At 72.0% G+C, this 20,564-nt stretch carries 18 protein-coding genes; 3 read left to right on the forward strand and 15 right to left on the reverse strand.

What is annotated here, in order from left to right; all coding sequences use genetic code 11:
• Entirely contained in the window at nucleotides 1-2,295 is a 2,295-nt protein-coding gene (locus ACGFI8_RS28865; RefSeq protein WP_392809601.1) for a putative bifunctional diguanylate cyclase/phosphodiesterase, read from the reverse strand.
• Nucleotides 2,296-2,547: 252 nt separating this feature from the next.
• Between ACGFI8_RS28865 and ACGFI8_RS28870 the strand changes: the two genes are divergently transcribed.
• On the forward strand, nucleotides 2,548-3,138 hold the full coding sequence (locus tag ACGFI8_RS28870; RefSeq protein ID WP_392809602.1) for a TetR family transcriptional regulator: 591 nt from the start codon (nucleotides 2,548-2,550) through the stop codon (nucleotides 3,136-3,138).
• A 149-nt stretch (nucleotides 3,139-3,287) separates the two neighbouring features.
• Here the strand turns inward: ACGFI8_RS28870 and ACGFI8_RS28875 are convergent, their stop codons facing one another.
• Nucleotides 3,288-4,232, reverse strand: coding sequence for an ArsR/SmtB family transcription factor (locus tag ACGFI8_RS28875; protein WP_392809604.1), 945 nt, complete (start codon nucleotides 4,230-4,232; stop codon nucleotides 3,288-3,290).
• Nucleotides 4,233-4,296: 64 nt separating this feature from the next.
• On the opposite strand from ACGFI8_RS28875, the gene ACGFI8_RS28880 reads away from it, so the two are divergent.
• Nucleotides 4,297-5,277, forward strand: coding sequence for an aldo/keto reductase (locus ACGFI8_RS28880; RefSeq protein WP_392809606.1), 981 nt, complete (start codon nucleotides 4,297-4,299; stop codon nucleotides 5,275-5,277).
• Nucleotides 5,278-5,337: 60 nt separating this feature from the next.
• On the opposite strand, the gene ACGFI8_RS28885 is transcribed toward ACGFI8_RS28880, so the two are convergent.
• The 11 genes from ACGFI8_RS28885 to ACGFI8_RS28935 all read right to left on the reverse strand — a co-directional run bounded on the left by ACGFI8_RS28885 (nucleotide 5,338) and on the right by ACGFI8_RS28935 (nucleotide 17,935).
• Nucleotides 5,338-6,144 (reverse strand): serine hydrolase domain-containing protein, encoded by an 807-nt coding sequence (locus ACGFI8_RS28885; RefSeq protein WP_392809608.1) that lies wholly within the window; start codon nucleotides 6,142-6,144, stop codon nucleotides 5,338-5,340.
• A 10-nt stretch (nucleotides 6,145-6,154) separates the two neighbouring features.
• Nucleotides 6,155-7,777: a chitinase gene (locus ACGFI8_RS28890; RefSeq protein WP_392809610.1), complete on the reverse strand. Its 1,623-nt coding sequence runs from the start codon at nucleotides 7,775-7,777 to the stop codon at nucleotides 6,155-6,157.
• A 175-nt stretch (nucleotides 7,778-7,952) separates the two neighbouring features.
• Nucleotides 7,953-10,130, reverse strand: a complete 2,178-nt coding sequence (locus ACGFI8_RS28895) for an MMPL family transporter (RefSeq protein WP_392809612.1) — start codon at nucleotides 10,128-10,130, stop codon at nucleotides 7,953-7,955.
• A gap of 21 nt (nucleotides 10,131-10,151) precedes the next feature.
• Nucleotides 10,152-10,703 (reverse strand): TetR/AcrR family transcriptional regulator, encoded by a 552-nt coding sequence (locus ACGFI8_RS28900; protein ID WP_392809613.1) that lies wholly within the window; start codon nucleotides 10,701-10,703, stop codon nucleotides 10,152-10,154.
• A gap of 172 nt (nucleotides 10,704-10,875) precedes the next feature.
• Nucleotides 10,876-11,856, reverse strand: a complete 981-nt coding sequence (locus ACGFI8_RS28905; RefSeq protein WP_392809615.1) for an N-acetylglucosamine kinase — start codon at nucleotides 11,854-11,856, stop codon at nucleotides 10,876-10,878.
• The gene (locus ACGFI8_RS28910; protein ID WP_392809616.1) at nucleotides 11,853-13,094 is read right to left on the reverse strand and encodes a 6-phospho-beta-glucosidase; all 1,242 of its coding nucleotides are present in this window, start codon (nucleotides 13,092-13,094) and stop codon (nucleotides 11,853-11,855) included. The genes ACGFI8_RS28905 and ACGFI8_RS28910 overlap by 4 nt, the downstream gene beginning before the upstream one ends.
• Nucleotides 13,091-13,912 (reverse strand): carbohydrate ABC transporter permease, encoded by an 822-nt coding sequence (locus tag ACGFI8_RS28915; protein ID WP_392809617.1) that lies wholly within the window; start codon nucleotides 13,910-13,912, stop codon nucleotides 13,091-13,093. The genes ACGFI8_RS28910 and ACGFI8_RS28915 overlap by 4 nt, the downstream gene beginning before the upstream one ends.
• Nucleotides 13,909-14,829, reverse strand: coding sequence for a carbohydrate ABC transporter permease (locus tag ACGFI8_RS28920; protein WP_392809619.1), 921 nt, complete (start codon nucleotides 14,827-14,829; stop codon nucleotides 13,909-13,911). Before ACGFI8_RS28920 ends, ACGFI8_RS28915 begins: the two co-directional genes overlap by 4 nt.
• 2 nt (nucleotides 14,830-14,831) lie before the next feature.
• On the reverse strand, nucleotides 14,832-16,136 hold the full coding sequence (locus tag ACGFI8_RS28925; protein WP_392809621.1) for an ABC transporter substrate-binding protein: 1,305 nt from the start codon (nucleotides 16,134-16,136) through the stop codon (nucleotides 14,832-14,834).
• Between the two features lie 12 nt (nucleotides 16,137-16,148).
• On the reverse strand, nucleotides 16,149-17,300 hold the full coding sequence (locus ACGFI8_RS28930) for an ROK family protein (protein WP_392809622.1): 1,152 nt from the start codon (nucleotides 17,298-17,300) through the stop codon (nucleotides 16,149-16,151).
• Nucleotides 17,301-17,554: 254 nt separating this feature from the next.
• Nucleotides 17,555-17,935: a DUF1992 domain-containing protein gene (locus ACGFI8_RS28935; RefSeq protein ID WP_392809623.1), complete on the reverse strand. Its 381-nt coding sequence runs from the start codon at nucleotides 17,933-17,935 to the stop codon at nucleotides 17,555-17,557.
• 35 nt (nucleotides 17,936-17,970) lie between these two features.
• Between ACGFI8_RS28935 and ACGFI8_RS28940 the strand changes: the two genes are divergently transcribed.
• Nucleotides 17,971-18,546 (forward strand): DedA family protein, encoded by a 576-nt coding sequence (locus ACGFI8_RS28940; protein ID WP_392809625.1) that lies wholly within the window; start codon nucleotides 17,971-17,973, stop codon nucleotides 18,544-18,546.
• A 142-nt stretch (nucleotides 18,547-18,688) separates the two neighbouring features.
• Here the strand turns inward: ACGFI8_RS28940 and ACGFI8_RS28945 are convergent, their stop codons facing one another.
• Together ACGFI8_RS28945 and ACGFI8_RS28950 are read right to left on the reverse strand one after the other, a co-directional pair.
• Entirely contained in the window at nucleotides 18,689-19,513 is an 825-nt protein-coding gene (locus tag ACGFI8_RS28945; RefSeq protein WP_392809627.1) for a PhzF family phenazine biosynthesis protein, read from the reverse strand.
• 421 nt (nucleotides 19,514-19,934) lie between these two features.
• Nucleotides 19,935-20,564, reverse strand: a 630-nt coding sequence (locus tag ACGFI8_RS28950) for an IS5 family transposase (RefSeq protein ID WP_392809629.1), incomplete at its 5' end; no start/stop codon positions are given.

Genomic DNA, 20,564 nt, shown 5'->3' on the forward strand with positions numbered 1-20,564 from the left:
TCAGTCTGACCGAACGGCGGCCGGTTCGCCCACCCGATCCCACGCCGGCAGGGTGGCCAAGGTGGCCGCGAACTCGCCGGGCGGCACCGCCTTGCCCCACAGCCAGCCCTGCGCCAGCGGCACGCCGAGCGCCGCGAGCACGTCGCGCTGCGCGACCGTCTCCACGCCCTCGGCCACGACCGACAGGTTGAGCGCGCTGCTCATCGCGACCACGGCCCGCACGATCTCCTCGTCCTGGAGATTGCCGCCGAGCCCCCCGACGAAGGAGCGGTCGATCTTCACCCCGGTGACGGGGTGGCGGCGCAGGTAGCCCAGCGCCGAGAAGCCGGTGCCGAAGTCGTCCACACAGATGCGTACGCCGAGCTCGCGCAGCCGCCGCAGGAGCCGCTCGGTCAGCTCGCTGCCCTCGACCATCACCGACTCGGTGATCTCCAGGACCAGGTTCCGCGCGGGCACCCGGGCCTGTTCGAGGGTCGCGGCGAGCCGCTCGGCGAACGCGGCGTCGCCGAGCTGGCGTGGCGAGACGTTCACCGACAGCCAGAAGTCCTCGCCGACGATCCCGGCGGCGCGCCACCCGGCCAGCTGCTGCACGGACTCGCGCAGCACCCAGGCGCCGAGCGCGGAGATCAGGTTGGCGTCCTCGGCGACGGCGATGAACATGTTCGGCCCGATCCAGCCGCGCACCGGGTGCTCCCAGCGCACGAGCGCCTCGGCGCCCGCGGTGCGCTCCCCGCGCCCGTCGGTCAGGTCGACGATCGGCTGGTACGCGATGGACAGCTGTTCTTGGGCGACCGCGGCCCGCAGCGCGACCTCGATCTCGACCCGCTCCCGCACCGCGTCGCGCATCGAGGCGTCGAACACCGCCCAGCGGTTGCGCCCCTGCTCCTTGGCCCGGTACATCGCCGTGTCCGCGTCGCGCATCAGCGCGTCGGCGGTGTCGTGCCGCTCGGCGCGCACGATGCCCATCGACGCCCCGACGACGACCTCGGCGCCGGTGCCCTCCGGGCCGGCCAGCAGCAGCGGCCGCTCGACGCACTCCATGATCCGCCGGGCATCGGCCATCGCCTCCGGCTCGACGCAGCGGCGCACCACCACGAACTCGTCGCCGCCGACCCGCGCGACGGTCGCCTCGGCGGGCAGGGCGTGGCGCAGCCGGGTGCCGACCTCGACGATGAGCCGGTCCCCGGCCGGGTGCCCCCAGGAGTCATTGACCAGCTTGAACCCGTCGAGGTCGAGGTAGAACATCCACACGTCGCCGGGCTTCGGCTCGCTCAGCAGCCGCTCCACCATCAGGGCGAGCAGGCGCCGGTTCGGCAGCCCGGTGAGCGGGTCGTGGGTCGCCTGGTGCTCGAAGCGCCGCTGCGCCGCGGCGTGGCTCTGCACCGCGTCGGAGGCGCGCACCAGCAGCAGCGCGACGATCGCCGCGCCGCCCGCGCCGAGGATCCAGCGTGCCAGGGGTGTCTCGTGCCCCGGCAGTACCGTCAGCACGAACGGCATCGCGACGGCCGGCCCGATCACGAGCATCCGCGCCGGCGACCATGCCTGGATCGGAAGCGGCGTGGCCCGCCCGAGGGCCCGGGCGGTCGGGTGCAGCGCCGCCGCCCCGCCGAGCGTGAAGGCCAGCAGGAACGGCAGATCAATCAGCCGCGGGCCGTTGACGTCACCGGTGCGGCCGATGATCGCGTACCACAGGTCGCCCGCGAACAGCATCAGCATCATGGCGCCGAGCAGCACGAACGCGGGCTGGCGGACCGCCGTGGTGAACGCCAGGTTGACCCCGATCAGGACGACGACCGCGTCGAGCAGCGGGTACAGGCCGGCGATGACGCTGACCAGCAGCGGCCGGCCTGGGATCGTCGTCGCGGGCAGCACGAACAGCAGTGCCGAGGCGATCGCCGCGCCGATGCAGACGATGAGCCCGTCGAGCAGCGCGTGCCGGTTGAGACCCCACCGGTTGAGGAACGCCAGCATGCCGGCGATGAAGAGCCCGAAGCCGCACACGGAGAAGGCGTCGCCGAGCTGGGCCAGCGGGTATGGTTGCGCCTCCAGCAGCGCGCGCAGGACCACGCCGGCGAGGAAGAACAGCGCCGCGGCGGTCAGCAGCCGCCACGGCCGGCGCGGGCGCACGTCGTGCAGCCGTGGGCCGGCCGCCCAGGCCGCCACCGTCAGGCCGCCGACGAGCGGGAACGCGAGGCCGGGCAGGATGTCCAGCGCCCACAGCGCGGTGACCGCGCAGCCGACGGCGAGCAGGCCGACCCAGAGCCTGTCCCGTGCCGGGTGGTAGTACCCGGTCATGCCGGAACCTCCGCTTCGCTCCGGCTGCGGCATGACTTGGAGCTGAGCCGATGATGACCGGCTCCTCCGCTTCGCTCCGGACCGGTCATGCCCGCTCCTCGCTTCGCTCGGCTGGGGCATGACGCAAAAGGCTGCGTTTCTCGATGCCCAGCCCCTGCGCCCCTGATCGGCGGTACTGTAGCGGATCTTAACGATTTTTTCTTGCGTGACCAGAAAGCTTGCGGGTTGCGCACATTTTGCTACGCTGGAGACATGGAACCGGGCCTGCGCGAGCGCAAGAAGCAGGCGACCCGGCGGGCGCTGGCCCTCGCGGCGCTGCGGCTGACCGTGGAGCGCGGCTTCGAGGGCGTGCTCGTCGAGGACATCGCGGCCGAGGTGGGCGTGTCGCCGCGGACGTTCAACAACTACTTCTCGAGCAAGGCCGAGGCGATCTGCGCCCTGGCGGTCGACCGCGCCCAGCGGGCCGGCGCGGCGCTGCGGGCCCGGCCGCCGGGCGAGCCGCTGCGCGAGGCCATCACGGCCACGATGCTGACGGAGTTCTCCGGCGGCGCGGCGCCCGAGCACGTGCCGGACCGGGTGTGGTTCGACGGCCTGCGGATGGTGCTCGCCACGCCGGCGATGCAGGGCGAGTACCTGCGGGTCCGCGCGGCGATGCAGGACGCGCTGTCGGCGGCCATCGCCGACCGGCTCGGCACCGGCCCGGGCGACCTGCTGCCGGACGTGATCGGCGGCGCGGTGGCGGCGGCCTGCGACGTGGCGACGCATCGCTGGCTGCACGCGGATCCGCCGGTGCCGCTGCGCCCGCTGGTCGAAAGGGCCCTGCGCCACCTGGCCGACTACTGACCCCGGGCAGCACGTTCACTCCGTGATGATGGAAACCCTGCGCACCGCGGCCGCCGAATTCGCCGCCCGCCTGCGGGAGCTCCTGACCTAGCCTCCTAGGAAGCCAAACGCGTCGCGGCGCGCGTCGCGGCGTGGGCGACCGGCGCCGGTCAGCCGAGGGCGGTGAGGCGGTCGCCCAGGTCGGTGCGGTGGTAGTTGAGGCGGCGGCCCGACCGCGCGGCGACGATCAGGCCGGCGTCGCGCAGCGCCGTCAGGTGGTGTGACGCCGTCGCCGGGGCCAGGCCCAGGCGCTCGGCCACGTCGCCGGTGCTCGACGGGGTGCTCAGCAGGGCCAGGACCGCGGCCCGCGTCGCGCCCAGCAGGGCCGCCAGGGGCTCCGGCGGGGGCGGGGCCGCGGCGAACAGGGCGCCCAGGGCACGCGGCGGGTACCACAGCGCCCGGCCCGCAGGGGAATGCATGATCCAGGCGTGCCGGCCGGTGAACGCGGTCGGCAGGAGCAGCAGCGGGTGGCCGTCCAGGGACCACGGCGGGTACTCGGCGTCCTTGAGGTAGTCCAGCCGCAGCTCGTCCGGGTCCCAGCGCAGCCGCGGGTGCAGGCCGGCCAGCAGGGTGCCCGGGCCGGGGAACGCGGCCGAGGCGGTGCGGTGGGCGATGTCGGCGTCGGCGGCGGCGCGCAGCCTCGGCCAGAGGTCGGCGAGGGCGATCGTGAAGTACCGCCGGATCTGCGCGACGAGCGGCGGCAGCAGCGCGGCCGGGTCGGGGCAGTCGACACCGGCGGCCGCCAGTTCCCCGGCCACACGGTCGGGCGGGGTCGCGGCGATCGCGGCGAGCTCGGCCTCCAGGGTGGGGCGGGCGGTCTGCGGTACCGGCGTCAGGAAGTCGGGGATCGCGCCCGTCGGGGTGTGCAGCACGCGCCGGAAGAGGTCCAGACCATTGACCTTCGCGGTGACCTGCGGGGCGACGCGGGCGCGCCAGCGGGCGTGCTCCCAGGACCCGGCGCGCAGGGCGAGGGTGCTGGTGACGACCTCGGCCATCGGGGAGTGGGCGAAGCGCAGGCGCAGCAGGTCGTCGGGGGTCAGCTCGAGGCGCTTCACGCGTCCATTCGAGCACGGTCGAACGGCTTCGGCCCAGCCCGCGCGGGCCCATAGCGTGCGGCACATGCAGTACACGAAACTGGGGCGCACGGGCCTCACGGTGAGCCGGTTGTGCCTGGGCACGATGAACTTCGGATGGCAGCTCGGCGAGGCCGACAGCCACGCGATCCTCGACCGTGGGCTCGCCGACGGCGTCAACTTCGTCGACACCGCCGACATGTACGGGGCGCGCGACTACGAGGGCACCAGCGAGACGTACATCGGCACGTGGTTCGCCCGGTCCGGGCGGCGCGACGACGTGGTGCTCGCGACGAAGGTGTACCAGCCGATGGGCGACGGGCCGAACGACCGGGGGCTGTCGGCGCGACACATCGTCGCGGCGTGCGAGGCGTCGCTGCGCCGGCTCGGCACGGACCGCATCGACCTGTACCAGATGCACCACGTCGACCGGGCCACGCCGTGGGAGGAGATCTGGCAGGCGATGGACCTGCTCGTCGCGCAGGGGAAGGTGTTGTACGTCGGGAGCTCCAACTTCGCCGGCTGGCACCTGGTGGCCGCGAACGCCGCGGCCGGGCGGCGCCACTCGCTCGGGCTGGTCTCGGAGCAGCTCAAGTACAGCCTGCTCACCCGGCACGTGGAGCTCGAGGTGGTGCCGGCGGCGCGGTCGCTCGGGATCGGGCTGCTGCCCTGGTCGCCGCTGGCGCAGGGGGTGCTCTCCGGCGCGCTGCGCAAGCACCGGGAGGGCGCCGCCGGGCGGACCACGTCCCACGCCGCCGCGCGGGTGGAGCAGCACCGGGAGGTCCTGGAGGTGTACGAGGGGTTCTGCGCCGACCTGGGCCGGCACCCGGCCGCGGTGGCCCTCGCCTGGCTGCTGTCGCGGCCCGGGGTGACCGCGCCGATCGTCGGGCCGCGCACCCCGGAGCAGCTCGACCTGGCCCTCGACGCGCTGCAGACGCCGCTCGACGACGCCGCCTCGGCCCGGCTGGACGAGATCTTCCCGCCGGTCGGCAACGGCGGACCCGGGCCGGAGGCGTGGGCCTGGTAACGGCCTGGTGATGGCCTGGTGCGTGCGTCGGTCGTTCTGCGAATTGTTCGTCTTTGCGGGCTAACCTGCGTGTTCGGCCAGCACCGCGTCGGACAGGGCCGGCCATACCTCGGCCGCCCACTCGCCGAAGTCGCGGTTGGTCAGGCAGGCCAGCGCCAGGCCCGCGTCCGGGTCGACCCACAGGAACGTGCCGGTCTTGCCGAAGTGGCCGAACGTGCGCGGGCTGTTGCGGGAGCCGGTCCAGTGCGGGCGCTTGCCGTCGCGCAGCTCGAAGCCCAGGCCCCAGTCGTTCGGGTCCTGACGGCCGAAGCCGGGCAGGACGCCGGAGAGGCCCGGGTACTGCACCGTGGTCGCGGCCGGCATGAGGTCGGGCGCCAGCGACGGGTCGAGCAGTTCCTGGCCCAGCAGCGCCAGGTCGGAGACCGGGCCGACGGCGCCGGCGGCGGGGGAGCCCTCCAGGCGGGTGCCGCCCATGCCGAGCGGGCGCAGCACCGACTCGGTCATCAGTTCGGGGAACGTGCCGCCGGTGCGGGTCAGGACGAACTCGGCGAGCAGCTCGAAGCCGCGGTTGGAGTAGATGCGCTTGCGGCCGGGGGCGGCCAGGATCGAGTCCTCGTCGAACGCGACACCGGAGGTGTGGGCCAGCAGGTGGCGCACCGTGGCGCCGTCCGGACCGGCCGGCTCGTCCAGCAGTACGTCACCCCGGTCCACCGCGACGAGGACCGTCAGGGCCGTGAGCAGCTTCGTGACCGACGCCCACGGCAGGGCGGTGTCCGGGCCGTGGCGGTCGCGGACACCCTTGGCGTCCACGACCGCCACGGCTGCGGTCTTTACGGGCCAGCTGCTCACCAAGTCAAGTGCGCTCACCCGTTGAAAGCTACGGCAACGCGTTGAGGAACGGCCGGTGGGCGTTCATGAACTCCCAGTTGTAGTACCGGTCCCAGTTGATCGACCAGGTCATGAGGCCGCGGAACGCCGGTGAGGTACCGCCGCGCAGCGTGTATCCACCGCACCCGGAGCCGGACACCAGGCAGTTCACCGCGCTCTGCACGACCGCCGGGGCCACATAGCCGTTGCCGGCGCTCACCGCGGCCGGCACGCCGATCGCGATCTGGTCGGGGCGCAGGCCCGGGAAGGTCTGGCCGGTGTTGGCGACCGGGAACCCGGCCTTGAGCATGTCGGTCATCGCGATGTGGAAGTCCGCGCCGCCCATGGTGTGGTACTGGTTGTCCAGGCCCCAGATCGGGCCCGAGTTGTAGTCCTGCACGTGCAGGATCGTCAGCGAGTCGCGCATCGCGTGGATGACGGGCAGGTAGGAGCCGGCGCGGTTGTCGCCGCTGCTCGTGCCGCCGTAGAACTGGTAGCCCAGCTGCACGAAGAACGTCTCGGGCGCCATGGTGAGCACGAACTTGGTGCCGTACTTCGCCTTCAGGGACTTCAGCGCGGAGATCAGGTTGACGATGACCGGCGTGGTCGGGTTGCGGAAGTCGCTGTCGCCGGCGTTGAGGTACAGCGAGTGGCCCTCGAAGTCGATGTCGAGGCCGTCGAGGCCCCACCGGTCGATGATCGCGCTGACCGAGGAGACGAACGCGTCCCGGGCGGCGGTCGTGGTCAGCTGGACCTGCCCGTTCTGGCCGCCGATCGAGATCAGCACCTTCTTGCCCTGGGCCTGCTTGGCCTTGATCGCGGCGAGGAAGTCCGCGTCCGACTCGACGTTCGGGCACTCCGCCACCGAGCAGCGGTTGAACCGGATGTCGCCGGAGGTGACGCTGGTCGGCTCGCCGAACGCGAGGTCGATGACGTCCCAGGCGGCCGGCACGTCGGCCATGCGCACGTACCCGGATCCGTTGGCGAAGCTCGCGTGCAGGTACCCGATCAAGGCGTGCTTGGGCAGGCCGGTCACCGGCGGCGTGCTCGTGCTCGTGCTCGTGCTCGGACTCGGCGACGCCGACGCCGACGGCGACTTCGACGGGGACGGCGACGTGTTCGGGCTGGTCGCCGACGTCGGCGGGGTGGTGGTCGGCGGCGTGCCCGGGCCGTCGAGGGCGATGTCGTCGGCGTTGTAGGCGCCCTGGCCGTACCAGCCGTGCAGGTAGACCTGGACCGACGTCTGGCCGGCGGTGGTGGTGAACGGTACGGTCAGCTTCGTGTAGGTGGTCGCGGACGGGGTCCAGGTGGACGCCCCGCCGGTGATCCCGATGTAGACGTAGTTGCCCCGGACCCACCCGGAGAGGGTGTACGCCGTGTTCGGCTGGACGGTGACCGTCTGCGTACACTGCGCGTTGTCAGAGGCGGTGGCGTTGCCGTTGAGGGCGTAGGACCCGGAGTGCACGGGCGACGTGACCGCCCCCGAGCCGCTGCCGGTGCACGACCAGCCCGACAGCGAGCCGCTCTCGAAGCCGGGATTGGACAGCAGATTGGCCGCATACGCGTTGGTGGCCACGAACAGGCCCGTGACCAGCAGGGTAGCGGCGCCGAGGATGAGCGCGACGCGCTTCATGGGCGACCTCCATCGACGGTGGTCGCCATTATTAGGTTTGTTAACTGTTCCTGTCTAGGCCCGTTAAGTCTGCGATAAGCCCGACAGTGGTGCCGGCCGGCCCTGGCGAGGCCGACCGGCGACGTGTGCCGGTCGGTCGGCGCAGGCCGCAGGCGCGGCCGGCGCCGTCCGAACGCTAAACGTGTACGGGCTCGGGTTTCGGCTCCTGCGCCAGGTGCTCGCGCAGCCGTTCGCCCTCGATGTCGACGTTGGGCAGCAGCCGGTCGAGCCAGCGCGGCAGCCACCACGCGGCGCGGCCGAGCAGCGAGACCACCGCCGGCACGATCGTCATGCGCACGATGAAGGCGTCGATCGCCACACCGATGGCCAGGGCGAAGCCCATCGACTTGATGACCGGGTCCTCGACCAGGATGAAGCCCGCGAACACCGAGGTCATGATGAACGCGGCCGCGGTCACCACCCGGGCCCCGTGGCCCATGCCGCTGATCGTGGCCTGCCGCGGCGTCTCGCCGTGCACGAAGTCCTCGCGCATCCGCGACACCAGGAACACCTCGTAGTCCATGGCCAGGCCGAACAGGATGCCGATGAGTAGGATCGGCAGGAAGCTCACCAGCGGGCCGGGCTGATCCAGGCCGACCAGCGACCCGAGGTGCCCGTCCTGGAACACCAGCACCGTGATGCCGAACGTCGCGCCGACCGTCAGCAGGAATCCGGCGGCGGCCTTCAGCGGCACCAGGATCGAGCGGAAGACGAGCATCAGCAGCAGTACCGACAGGCCGACGACCAGCAGCAGGTACTGCGGCATCGCATCGGACAGCTTCTCCGACACGTCGATGCCGACGGCCGTCTGGCCGGTCACCGCGAAGTCGGCCCCGCCGATCGCCTGCACCTTCGCGCGTACCGCGTGGACCAGGTCCTCGGTGGCCGCGTCGGTCGGGCCGGTCTTCGGGATCAGCGCGACCAGCGCGGTCTTGCCGTCCCGGCTGAAGTTCGGCTGGGTCGCGGCCAGCAGGTTCTCGGTGCCCTGCAGCTGCTGCACGGCCTCGCCGGCCTTCGCCTTGGTCACGTCGGGCGAGTCGCTGGACACCACCAGCGCGAGCCGCCCGTTGAAGCCCGGGCCGAAGCCCTGGTCGATGAGGTCCGCGGCCTTGCGGGCCGGGGTGTCCGCCGGGCCGGCGCTGGCGCCCGGCAGCGCGATGCGCATGTGCGCGGCGGGGATCGCCAGCGCGGCCAGGCCGAGCACGCCGACCAGGATCACCGGCACCCGCAGGCGGATCATCCACCGCGCCCAGCGGAACCCGAAGTTCTCCGTGTGGTGCGCCGCGCCCTCGCCGACCGCCCGGCGCTGCTTGCGCGACAGGATCCGCTGCCCGGCGAAGGCGAGCAGCGCCGGCTGGAGGGTGATCGCCACGAGTACCGCCACGGCGACCGTGCCGGCCGCGGCCAGGCCCATCACCGTCAGGAACGGGATGTTCACCACGGCGAGGCCGGCCAGCGCGATGACGACGGTGGCGCCGGCGAACACGACCGCCGACCCGGCCGTGCCGACCGCGCGGCCCGCCGCCTCATCCGGTTCGAGCCCCTCCACCAGGTTCTGCCGGTGCCGGGACGAGATGAACAGCGAGTAGTCGATGCCGACGGCGAGCCCGAGCATCAGCGCCAGCACCGGCGCGGTGCTGGTCAGGTGGACCACGCCGGACAGCGCGTACAGGCCGGCCATCCCGGCGCCGACGCCCAGCAGGGCGTTGAGCATCGTCATACCGGCCGCGACCAGCGAGCCGAACGTCACCAGCAGCACCACCAGCGCGATGACCACGCCGATGCCCTCCTTGCCGCCGACCTCGGGCTCGTGGTTCATCACCTCGCCGCCGTGCTCGACCCGCAGCCCGGCCTTCTCGGCCGCGGCGCCCGTGCCCTCGTACGCGGTCCGCTGGTCCTTGGTGACCTTGTCCGCGCGGTCTTTGAACTGCACGGTGATCAGCGCGTACCGCCCGTCCGGCGACAGCGCCTTCGTGGTGTACGGGTCCAGCGCCCCGACGACGCCGGGCAGCTTGTTGGCCTCCCCGACCAGGCCCATCACCGCCGCCTTGTTCGCGTCGGAGGCCAGGTCCGCGCCCTGGGGCGCGGCGATCACGATCGTGCCGGTGGCCCCGCTGGCCTCCGGGAACTGCCGCTTGAGCGCGTCGATCGCGCGCTGCGACTCCGTGCCCGGCATGGTGAAGTCGCTGGACGTCGGGCCCTTGAACGCGGCGGCCGCGCCGCCGAGCGCGCCGAGCACCACGATCCACAGGACCAGCACCAGCCAGCGGCGCCGGAACGAGGCCCGGCCGAGCCGGTAGAGCACAGTAGCCATGACGTTTGTGTCCTAACGGGTTCAGGTGGGCGGTGCCAGTGCTCGCGTCGCCGCCTCGACCAGCGCGGCGCGCAGTTCTTCGTCGGAGTAGCCGTGCATGTCCTGGTCCACGCCGAACGCGATCGCCGGGATGCCGGCCAGCACGAGCTTGGCCGCGACGACCGACACCGGGGTGCCGGACGGCCCGGCGAGGATCTCGCAGACGCGTTTGGTCAGCAGGTGTACCCGCTGAAAGGCCGGCTGCTGCAGCAGTCCCGGCAGGTCGCCGTAGATGACCTGGATCTCCTTGCGGTACCGCATCGACAGGTCGACGAACCCCTCGATCGCCGCGGTTCGCGCCGGTCCGGACTCGAGGCCTTCGAGCCGGTCGTGGAGCTGCTCGAGCTCGGCGATCGCCGGCGCGCACAGCTGCGTCAGGATCGCCTCTTTGCTGTCGAAGTGGTACAGCAGGGCGGCCTTCGAGCACCCGACATCGACCGCGATGTCGTGCAGCGAGGTCCCCTTGTATCCGGAGGCCGCGAACAGGCGCGTCGCCGAGGTCAGGATCTCGTCGCGGGTGTTGCTGCGCGCCACGATGCACCTCCGCCCGGTCGGGTCCGCCCGCCGACTGCCCTGTCCGATCGGTCAGGTTCCGGGTGACAGCATGCCTGGCCGATCGGTCAGATGCTGACCGATCGGCCAGTTTTGAGAGTCACCTCACAAACGTCGCCGGCGTCACCCGCCTTATCGGCATCGCCGGGCGCGGTTACAGGGCGGCTCGGACGGCGGCCTCCACCTTCGGGAGGCAGGTGCCGCCGTGCAGGGTGTCCAGGGCAAGCAGCGCAGCGCCTGCCACCGGGGGCGTGGACAGCACCGTGACCGTCGCCTGGGGTGACAGCGCCTCGATGCGGGACAGGAGGCTCTCGTGCAGCTGGGGGTGGCGTGCGGTCAGGACGCCGCCGCCGAGGACCACCACGTACGGGGCCGCCAGGAGGTCCAGCCTCGATGCCGCCACGCGGATGAGGGCCTCGATCTCGTCGGTCAGGCGGCGTACGACGCGGGTTGCCACGGCGTCGCCCGCGACGGCCACCTCGAACAGCAGCTCGCACAGCTCGTCCAGGCGGGACTGCGGCAGGTCGCCCAGGTGCAGGGCGATGCTCACGGCCTCGACGGTGGGCAGGGCGAAGTGGGCGCGCACCGCCTCGGCCAGGGCGGTGGCCGGGCCGCGGCCGTCCTCGGCGCGGCAGGCGTGGTACAGGGCCAGGGCGGCGATGTGGTGGCCGCCGCCCCAGTCGCCGGACAGCTGCCCCAGGGCCGGGAAGCGGGACGTGGCGCCGTCGCGGCGGCGGCCCACGGCGTTGATGCCGGCGCCGCACACCACGCCGACGGCGTCGGGGTTGGACGTGCCGGCGCGGAGGAGGGCGAACAGGTCGTTGTCGACGGTGGAGGCGGCGGCGAGGGCGAGGCCGGCCACGGCGGCGTTGAGGCGCTCGACCTCGATCGGCAGGTCGGCGCCGGCCACGTAGACCGAGAGCATCGACAGCTCGATGGCCGGCGGCAAGGCGGCCGCGGCGCGGGCCTGGGCGACCAGGGCGGCCAGCTGGGCAACGGCGCCGGGCAGGCCGAGCACGTGCGGAGACGTGGTCGGGCCGGCGACCCGGGCCAGGATGCGGCCGTCGGAGTCGCCGAGCACGACGTCGGTCTTCGAGTTGCCACCGTCCGCCGCGGCGTAGAGCCGTGCGGTCACGACAGCCAGGCCAGGTGGTCGCGGTTGGCGGCCAGGAGGTCGTCGGTCAGTCTGGTGGCCTTGTCGTGCTGGGCCACGAGGGGGTGGGCCAGGAGGGCGCGGTAGACGCGGTCGCGGCCGCCGCGCAGGGCGGCGTCCACGGCGAGCTCCTCGTAGGCCGACACGCCGGCGACCAGGCCCGCGAGCTCGGGGCGCAGCGGGGGCGCGGGCAGCGGGCGGGCACCGTCGGCGCCGACACGGCAGGTGGCCTCGATGACGGCGTCGTCGGAGAGGAACGGCAGGAAGCCGCGGTTGCGGACGTTGACCGCGTGGATGCCGCCGTCGTCGTGGTGCAGCGAGGCGATCAGGCCGACGGCGGCCTCGGAGTAGAAGGCGCCGCCGCGCTCACCGAGGAGCGCGGGCTTCTCGGTGAGCGCGGGGTCGGCGTACATGCGCAGGAGCTGCTCCTCGAGGTCGGCGACCCGCTCGCCGCGGGTGGGCTGGCCGCGTTCCTCGGCGACGACCTGGTCGTGGCAGTAGAAGTAGCGAAGGTAGTAGGACGGGACACAGGACAGGGCGGTGATCACTTCGGCCGGGATCTGCACGCCGGCGGCGAGGTCGGCCAGGCCCTGCTCGAGGATGTCCGGCAGCCGGTCGACGCCGTCGACGTAGGCCGCCCGCTCCCAGGTGAGGTGGTTGAGCCCGACGTGGTCGAGTGTGACGGCGGACGGCTCGACGCCCAGGGCCGCGGCCCACCGGCGCTGAAACCCGATCGCCACGTTGCACAGACCCGCGGCGCGGTGGCCGTCGTCGAGCAGCGCGCGGGTGACGATGCCGACCGGGTTGGTGAAGTTGACGATCCACGCGCCCGGGTCGGCGCGGCGGGCGATGTCGAGCACGACGGGGACGGTGCGCAGCGCCTTGGCGAAGCCGCCCGCGCCGGTCGTCTCCTGGCCGACGCAGCCGCACGCCAGCGGAAATGTCTCGTCGCTGATCCGGGCCCGCTGCCCGCCGACGCGCAGCTGGATGACCACGGTGGATGCCCCGGCGAGCGCGTCGTCCACGTCGGACGTCCAGCGCAGCTTGGCGGGCGAGCCGTGGTGGGCCAGGATCCGCCGCGTGAACGAGCCCACGAGGGACAGCCGGTCGACCACCGGGTCCAGCAGCACGATCTCGGTGGCGAACGGCGCGAGCCGCGCAAACCCGTCGATGAGCTCCGGGGTGTAGGTGGACCCGCCACCGACGACCGCGATTTTCAACCCTTGACTCCTGTCAGTGTCACGCCCTGCACGAAGGCGCGTTGTGCGAAGAAGAACAGCGCCACGACCGGCACCATCGTCAGGATGGTCGCCGCGCTCACCATGTTCCACTGCACGTGGTGCAGCGTGCGGAACGAGGCCAGGCCCAGCGAGAGCGTCCAGTTGTTCTCGTTCTCGCTGGTGTACAACAGCGGCCCGTAGTAATCGTTCCAGGCGTAGAAGAACTGGAACAGCGCCGCGGCGGCGATGCCGGGCCGAGCCATCGGCAGCACCACGCGCAGCAGCGTCCGCCACTCGCCGCAGCCGTCGACGCGGGCCGCGTCCAGGTACTCGCCCGGGATCGTGACGAGGAACTGGCGCAGCAGGAAGATGGAGAACGCGTCGCCGAACAGCATCGGCAGCAGCAGCGGCCACAGGCTGCCGGTGAGACCGTAGCCGGCCCACATGCGGTACAGCGGCACGGTCGTCACCTGCGGCGGGATCATCATCATGCAGACGATGACCACGAGCACGGCGCTGCGGCCGCGCCAGCGCAGCTTCGCCAGCGCGTAGGCGGCCGGCACGCTGGACAGCAGCATGAACAGCGTGGCGAGCCCCGCGTAGAGCACGGTGTTGAGCAGGTACCGCAGCATCGGCGTGCGGGCGAACACGTCCGCGTAGTTCTCCGGGTGCCACGACGTCGGCCAGTACGACGCGGTCAGCGCCTGCGAGTCGCTCATGAACGACATCAGCAGCAGGAAGCCGACCGGCGCGACGAACATGAGGCACAGCGCGATCGCCAGGCTGTGCCGGGCCACCCAGATCAGTTTCGGGTTCACGAGGCGGTCTCCGATTTGACGGTACGGCGCAGCAGCAGCAACGACACCGCGAGCGCCACCACGAACAGCACCACGGCGAGGGCGTTGGCGTAGCCGAGCGCCCGGTAGCGGAAGCCGACGACGTACAGCCACAGCGGGTAGGTGAACGTCGAGCCCTCCGGGTAGCCGAACGTGCTGGAGATCCCGGCGCCGGTCGTGGCCTGCCCGCTGGCGGCCGACGCGGCGACGGCGGCCTGGGTGAAGTACTGCAGCGTCGTGATGACCCCGATGACGGCGGTGAAGATCACGACGGGGCGGATGTGGGGGAGCGTGACGTGCCGGAAGCGCTGCCACGCGTTGGCCCCGTCCAGCGCCGCCGCCTCGTGCTGCGCCACCGGCACGTCCAGCAGCGCGGCGAGGTAGAGCACCATGACGTCCCCGACGCCCCACAGCCCCAGCAGTACCAGCGAGGGCTTGGACCAGTCGGGGGAGTTGAACCACAGCGGCGCGTGCACGCCGACGGAGGTCAGGAACGAGTTCACCGGGCCGACGCCGGGCTTGAGCAGGTACACGAAGGCGAGCGTCGCGGCGACCGGGGGTGCGAGCGCCGGCAGGTAGAAGATCGTGCGGTACACGCCGCTGCCCTGGCGCAGCTTCGTCAGCAGCAGGGCGCTGGCCAGGCCGCCGAGCATCCGAGCCGGCACCATGATGGCGACGAACCACAGCGTGTTCTTCGCCGCGGTCGCCAGGAACGTGTCGTCGAACATGTGCCGGTAGTTGCGCAGGCCGACCCACACCGGGTCGCTCAGCAGGTCGAACTTCGTGAACGAGAAGTAGACCGCGGAGACCAGCGGGAACACGAAGAAGAACCCGATGCCGATCGTCGCCGGCGCCATGAACGAGGCGACGGTCAGCGCGTGGCGGAGCTTGTGGTGCACTCCTAGCCGCCCAGCTGCAGCAGGGAGTTGATCTGCTTGTCGACCCCGGCGAGGCCGCCGTTGAGGTCACCGCCGGCCTTGCCGCTCTGCCAGCTGTCGCAGAACGTCTGGAACGTCTCCTGGTAGGCCGGGCCGGCCGAGGACGGGGGCGTGGTCGAGGTCTTCGGGTGGTTGAAGATGTCCACGAACGTCTTGAACTCAGGGTCCATCTTGAGATCCGGCGAGGCCAGGGCGTCCTTTGTGGACGGGATGTTCTTGAGGCTGTTGGACAGCTTGACGATCGCCTTGGTGTCCGTGGTCAGGTACTTGATCAGCTCCCACGCCGCCTCCGGGTTCCTGGCGGTCTTGGAGATGCCGATGACGTTGCCGGTCACGTACCCGGAGCCGTATCTGTCCGATGTGGACGCCGGCATCGGCGCGACCCCGAACTCCAGGTCCGGCGACTGGTCCTTGGCGAAGGCGATACGGTACTCCCCGTCGATCGCCATCGCGATCTGGCCCTTCTGGAAGGCGTTGGCGTCGGAGTACTCGTCGCCGAGCGCGGAGCGGAACGCCTCGAGCTTGTCGTAGCCGAACCAGTCGACGAGCCCCTTCTGCCACTTGAGCAGCTGCTGCCACGCCGGGTCGCCGCCGATCGCCGACGAGCCGTCGGCCTTGAGCCACTGCCCGCCGACCATCGGCCCGAAGTGCGAGGGCGCGTTCTCGTAGAAACCGAACAGCGGCAGGAAGCCGGCGGTCTGGATCGTGCCGTCCGCGGAGCGCTTGGTGAGCTTCTTCGCGTCCTCGGCGAACTCCTCGAGCGTCTTCGGCGGTCCGGCGATACCCGCCTCGGCGAACAGCTTCTTGTTGTAGTACAGGCCGTACGCGTCGGCGAGGACCGGCATCGCGCAGCGCTTGCCCTTGAACTCGGTGTACTGCTGCACCGTCTGCGGGAAGGCGTCCATCGACACCTTGTCCCGGGCGATGTACGGCGCCAGGTCGAGCCACGCGCCGGAGGAGCAGAACTGCCCGACGATGTCGGTGGAGTACGACAGCCCGACGTCCGGGCCCTGGCCGCCGCCGATCGCCTGGGTCATCTTCGAGTCGTCCTGGCCGGACTTGACCACGACCTTGATCTTGGGGTGAGCGGCCTGGAAGTCGGCGACGACCGAGTCGATCGCCTCCGCCTCCCGGTCGGTGAAGAAGTGCCAGAACTCCACGGTGCCGGAGACGTCCGCGCCGGGGTCGGCGATCGGTTTGTTCTTCGGCGCCGGGGTGCACGCCGCCGTCAGCGCGACGGCCGCGGCAAGCACGACGAGACGACGCAAGGGGAACTCCTTTTAGGGGGTGGGTTGGCGCAGCGCGGCGAGGAGGGTCTCGCGCACCGCGGTCACCGCCGCGTCGCCCGCGCCCAGCAGGGGTGCGTCGCCGTCGACGGTGCTGACCGCGATCGCCGTCTCCAGCGGCGCGGCGTGGGACATGGCCTTGGTGACGGCGTCGCCGAGCGGCTCGCCGTAGGCCCGGGCGAGCTCGCCGCCGATGACAACCAGCGGCGGGTCGAGGACCGCGACCACGGCCGCGAGGCCGAGCACGATCCGGCCGGCGAGCTCCTTGAGCAGTTCTTCCCGGGTGTCGTACCGCGCGGCGAGCGCCCGGACCGCGTCGGGGCCGACGAGGTCGTGGAAGTCGCCGTCGCCGACCGGGATGTAGCCGATCTCGCCGGCGCCACCGCGGGCGCCGCGCAGCAGCGCCCCAACGCCCGGTCTGGCTCGATGAGGCTCCGCGCCGATCGACCCAGACCAGGCGAAACCGAGATCGATCGCGAGGCCGAGGCCGCTGTCGCCGAGCCACAGCAGCACGAACGCGTCGGCCCCCTGCGCCGCCCCGTGCGCCCGCTCGGCGAGCGCGGCCAGGTTGACGTCGTTGTCGATGCCGACCGCCGTGCCCAGCCGCGCGCCGAGTTCGTCGACGAGCCCCGGCCGGCTCCAGCCGGGCACGTCGACGTGGTGGATCACCCGGTCCCGCGGGTCGAACGCGCCGGCCACGGCGAGCTGGACGTGCGCGACCGGCTCGCGGCTCGCCCCGGCCGCCTCGCACAGTGCGGCCACCGTTTCGTCGACCGCGCTCACCGGGTCGGTGCGCGTGAAGTCCACGGGCACCTCGAGGTGGGCCCGCTGCGCGCCGCGCAGGTCGTACAGGGCGGCGGTCAGCGCCGGCGCGTGGTCGCGCACCGACATCGCCACCGCGTACGCGGCGTCAGGATTGACCGCGTACACCTCGGCGTTCGGCCCCGGCCGCCCCGTCTCGTGCCCGACCCCGACGACGAGCCCGGCCTCGGTGAGCCGCCGGATCGCCTCGGACACGGTGGGCTTGGACAGCCCGGTCAGGGCGCGCAGCTCGGCCCGGGTGAGCTCGCCGTGGTCGAGGAGGTGCCCGAGCGCGGCGGCCTCGTTGAGGGCCTTGAGCAGCTTGGAGGAGCCACCGAGGACCATGGTTCCCTCCAACTAATAGGCAGACTGACTAACAGTTGTGGGAAAGGTAAGCGCCGTCACACGCCGCTGTCAATGCCCCCGCCGGACGGACACGCCGTCGCCGGTCATCCGCGGCCGAGCGTTGGCCGCCAGGTCATGAAATATCGGGCATCAGGCGAAATTTCGGGCGTCAAGCGCCCGCGGTGTGCGGGGTTTTCCGCGTCGGGCGCAGGAGAAACTTCGGGCGCAGGGCGCTCCGCGTCGAGGCTCGCCCGTTACCGGGCGCGGCGCCAGGCGGCGACGATCTCGTCGGCGTCCAGTGGTCGCAGGATCGTCGGCGGGCCCTCGATCAGGCCGCGCTTCGCCCGCTCGATGCGGGTGTTGAGGTCGGCGACGGCGCGGCGTACCGAATCCTCGGTCTTGAACTTCGGCAACGCCTCCGGGAGGTCCTCGACCTCGCGGCGCAGCCGCAGGGTGGGCGGAATGCCGCCGGGCAGCCGCTCGCGGCGCGCGAGGTCCTTGATCCACCAGTCCTCGTCGTACAACTCGCCGTGATCGGGCAGTGGACGGCCGACGCCGGGCAGGTTGTCGAACTCGCCCCGCTCCTGGGCCTCCCGGATCTGCCGGTCGATGTGCGATTCATACCAGCTGGCCATTGCCTTCCATGGTACCCGTGGCAGGATCTTGGCCGATGGAACACTTCGAGCGGTACGGCTACCCGGCGCTGGCGTTACTCGTGCTGCTCGAGGGCGTGGGCATCCCGACACCGGCGGTCAGCGTGGTGGTCGCGGCCTCGGCGCTCGCCGCGCACGGCAAGCTCTGGCTGCCCGCGGTCGTCGCGGTCACGTTCCTGGCCGCGGTCGCCGGGGACAACCTCGGGTATCTGCTCGGGCGGCGCGCGGGCCGTCCCGCCATCCTGCGCTACGGGCGGCGGGTCGGCCTCACCGAGGCGCGCCTCGCGCGCGCCGAGCGCTTCGTCGCCACCCGCGGGCTCAACATCGTCGTGGTCGCCCGGTTCATCGACGGGCTGCGCCAAACCAACGGCCTGATCGCGGGCGCGACCGCGTTGCCGTGGCGTCGGTACGCGATCCGCGACGGCATCGGCGCCGTGCTGTGGACCGCGCTGTGGGTCGCGGTGGGCGCCGTCGCGGGGAACCACCTGGAATTCCTGCGGCGCTTCCGGATTCCCGCCGCCGTCGCGGTGGTCGCCATCGCGCTGTTCTTCCTGATCCGGTACCTCCTGAGGCGCCGCGCCCGCAAAGTGTGACCGGCACGGTCGCACGAGCTACGCGGTCGAGCCTTCCCGTCGAGACTACTTTGCGTCATCGGACGGGTGCATTGAGTGACGAAATTTCGTGAAATATCCGTCCCGAGTTCGTCCGGCGGCTTCGCCGAGTGTCCTATGCGGACTATCCGATCTGGACGGCCCGGCCGGTGACGGTGACACCCGTGGCCGGGTCGGCGTCCAGGCCGACCCGCAGCAGGCTCGGGCGGCCCATGTCGTGTCCCTGGTGGACGGTCAGCGTGGCCGGCACGGCGACGAGGCCGAGCTCGCGCAGGTATCCGCCGAACGCCGCGGCGGCCGCGCCCGTGGCGGGGTCCTCGTACACGCCGCCGGGCGGGAACGGGTTGCGCGCGTGAAAGGCGGTCTCGCTCTCCCTCCAGACCAGGTCGACGGTGGTCCAGCCCTGCTCGGCCATCAGCTCGCGCAGCGCCGGCTCGTCATAGTCGAGCTCGGCCAGCCGCTCCCGGCTCGCGGCGGCGACGACGGGGTGCCACGCGCCCGCGTACGCCACGCGCAGCGGCAGCGCCGGGTCGAGATCCTCCGGCTCGTACCGCAGCGCGGTCAGCAGCCGCGCCGCAACGTCCCCGGCGAGCGCCTTCGAGGCGGGGGCGACGCTGCGCAGCGTCGCGCTCCCACCGGCGGTCTCCACGGCGATGTCCCCGACCGGCGCCGCGAGGCCGATCGGCCCGTCACCGAAGCGCTCGGCGTACGCGACCGCGGTGGCGATCGTGGCGTGCCCGCAGAACGGCACCTCGGCGAGCGGGCTGAAATAGCGCACCGCGGCGGCGCGCCCGCCCCGCGGCGTCAGGAACGCGGTCTCCGAGTAGCCGACGTCGGCCGCGATGCGCTGCATGTCCGCCTCGACGAGCTCGGTCGCGTCGAGCACGACACCCGCCGGATTGCCGCCGGCCGGATCATCGGTGAACGCGCTGTACCGCAGGATCTCCATGCCGTCGACGCTAGGCTCGCGACGCCCCGGTGGCACAGTCCAATCGGCCGGCGGTGGCACGTGGCGCACCGCCGGCGCGATCGTTTGCCGCACTTGTGTCACCGACGCGACACGCGGGCCGCGCCGTCTCAACTTGGGCAGGCCCGCCCGTTTCGCCCCGGACGGGCTGTCGCGGCCGGACGGGCTGTCGCGGCCGGACGGGCGGTTCCGGCCGGACGGGCCATGGAGTTCGACGGGTTCGCCCGGCCGGAAGCGCCGTGTCAGTCGGTCGCGCCGCTCAGCCGGTTGCGCTGCTCAGCCGGTCGCGTCGTCTCGGTTGGCCGCGTTGGTTCGGTTGATTGCGTCTTCCGATCGGACGCGTTGTCGCCGTTGGACGCGGCTCAGTGGGCGCGTTGTCTCAGTGAGCGTCCGGAAACTTTGGTTACCGGTTGCCGGTGCGGGCGAGTCGGCGTGACATTGTCATGATCATGGCGATGTAGATCATGGCCTCGTGGTGGTCGGGTTTGGTCTCATAGTCGCGTACGCAGCGGCGATGCTTGCTGATCCAGGCGAACGTCCTCTCTACCACCCACCGGCGGGGCAGGACGACGAAGCCTGGCTCGGTGCGTTTGACGATCTGGACCGTCAGGTGCAGGACGTTGCGGGCCCAGACGAGCATCCGTCCGGCGTATCCGGCATCGGCCCAGACCAGGGCGATGGTGGTGCAGCGTTCGCGGAGCCGGGCCAGCAGCCGGTGTCCCGCGTCGCGGTCCTGCAGCCCAGCCATCGTGACGATCACGGCCAGCAGCAGGCCGCCGGTGTCCACGGCGAGGTGACGTTTGCGTCCGTTGACGCGCTTACCCGCGTCGTATCCCCGGCTGGCTCGGGGCACGGTGTCCGCGCCGCGCACCGACTGGGAGTCGATGATCGCAGCGGTGGGCCGCGGGTCCCGGCCCTCGTAGACACGCACCAGATCGCGCAGCGCGTCATGGATGGCCTGCCACACACCGGTCCTGGCCCAGGCGCGGAACCGGTCGTAGACGGTGGTCGGCGGCGGGAACCCGACCGGCAG

The sequence above is a fragment of the Dactylosporangium sp. NPDC048998 genome (assembly GCF_043197855.1).
In the GTDB taxonomy this organism is placed as follows: Bacteria; Actinomycetota; Actinomycetes; order Mycobacteriales; family Micromonosporaceae; genus Dactylosporangium.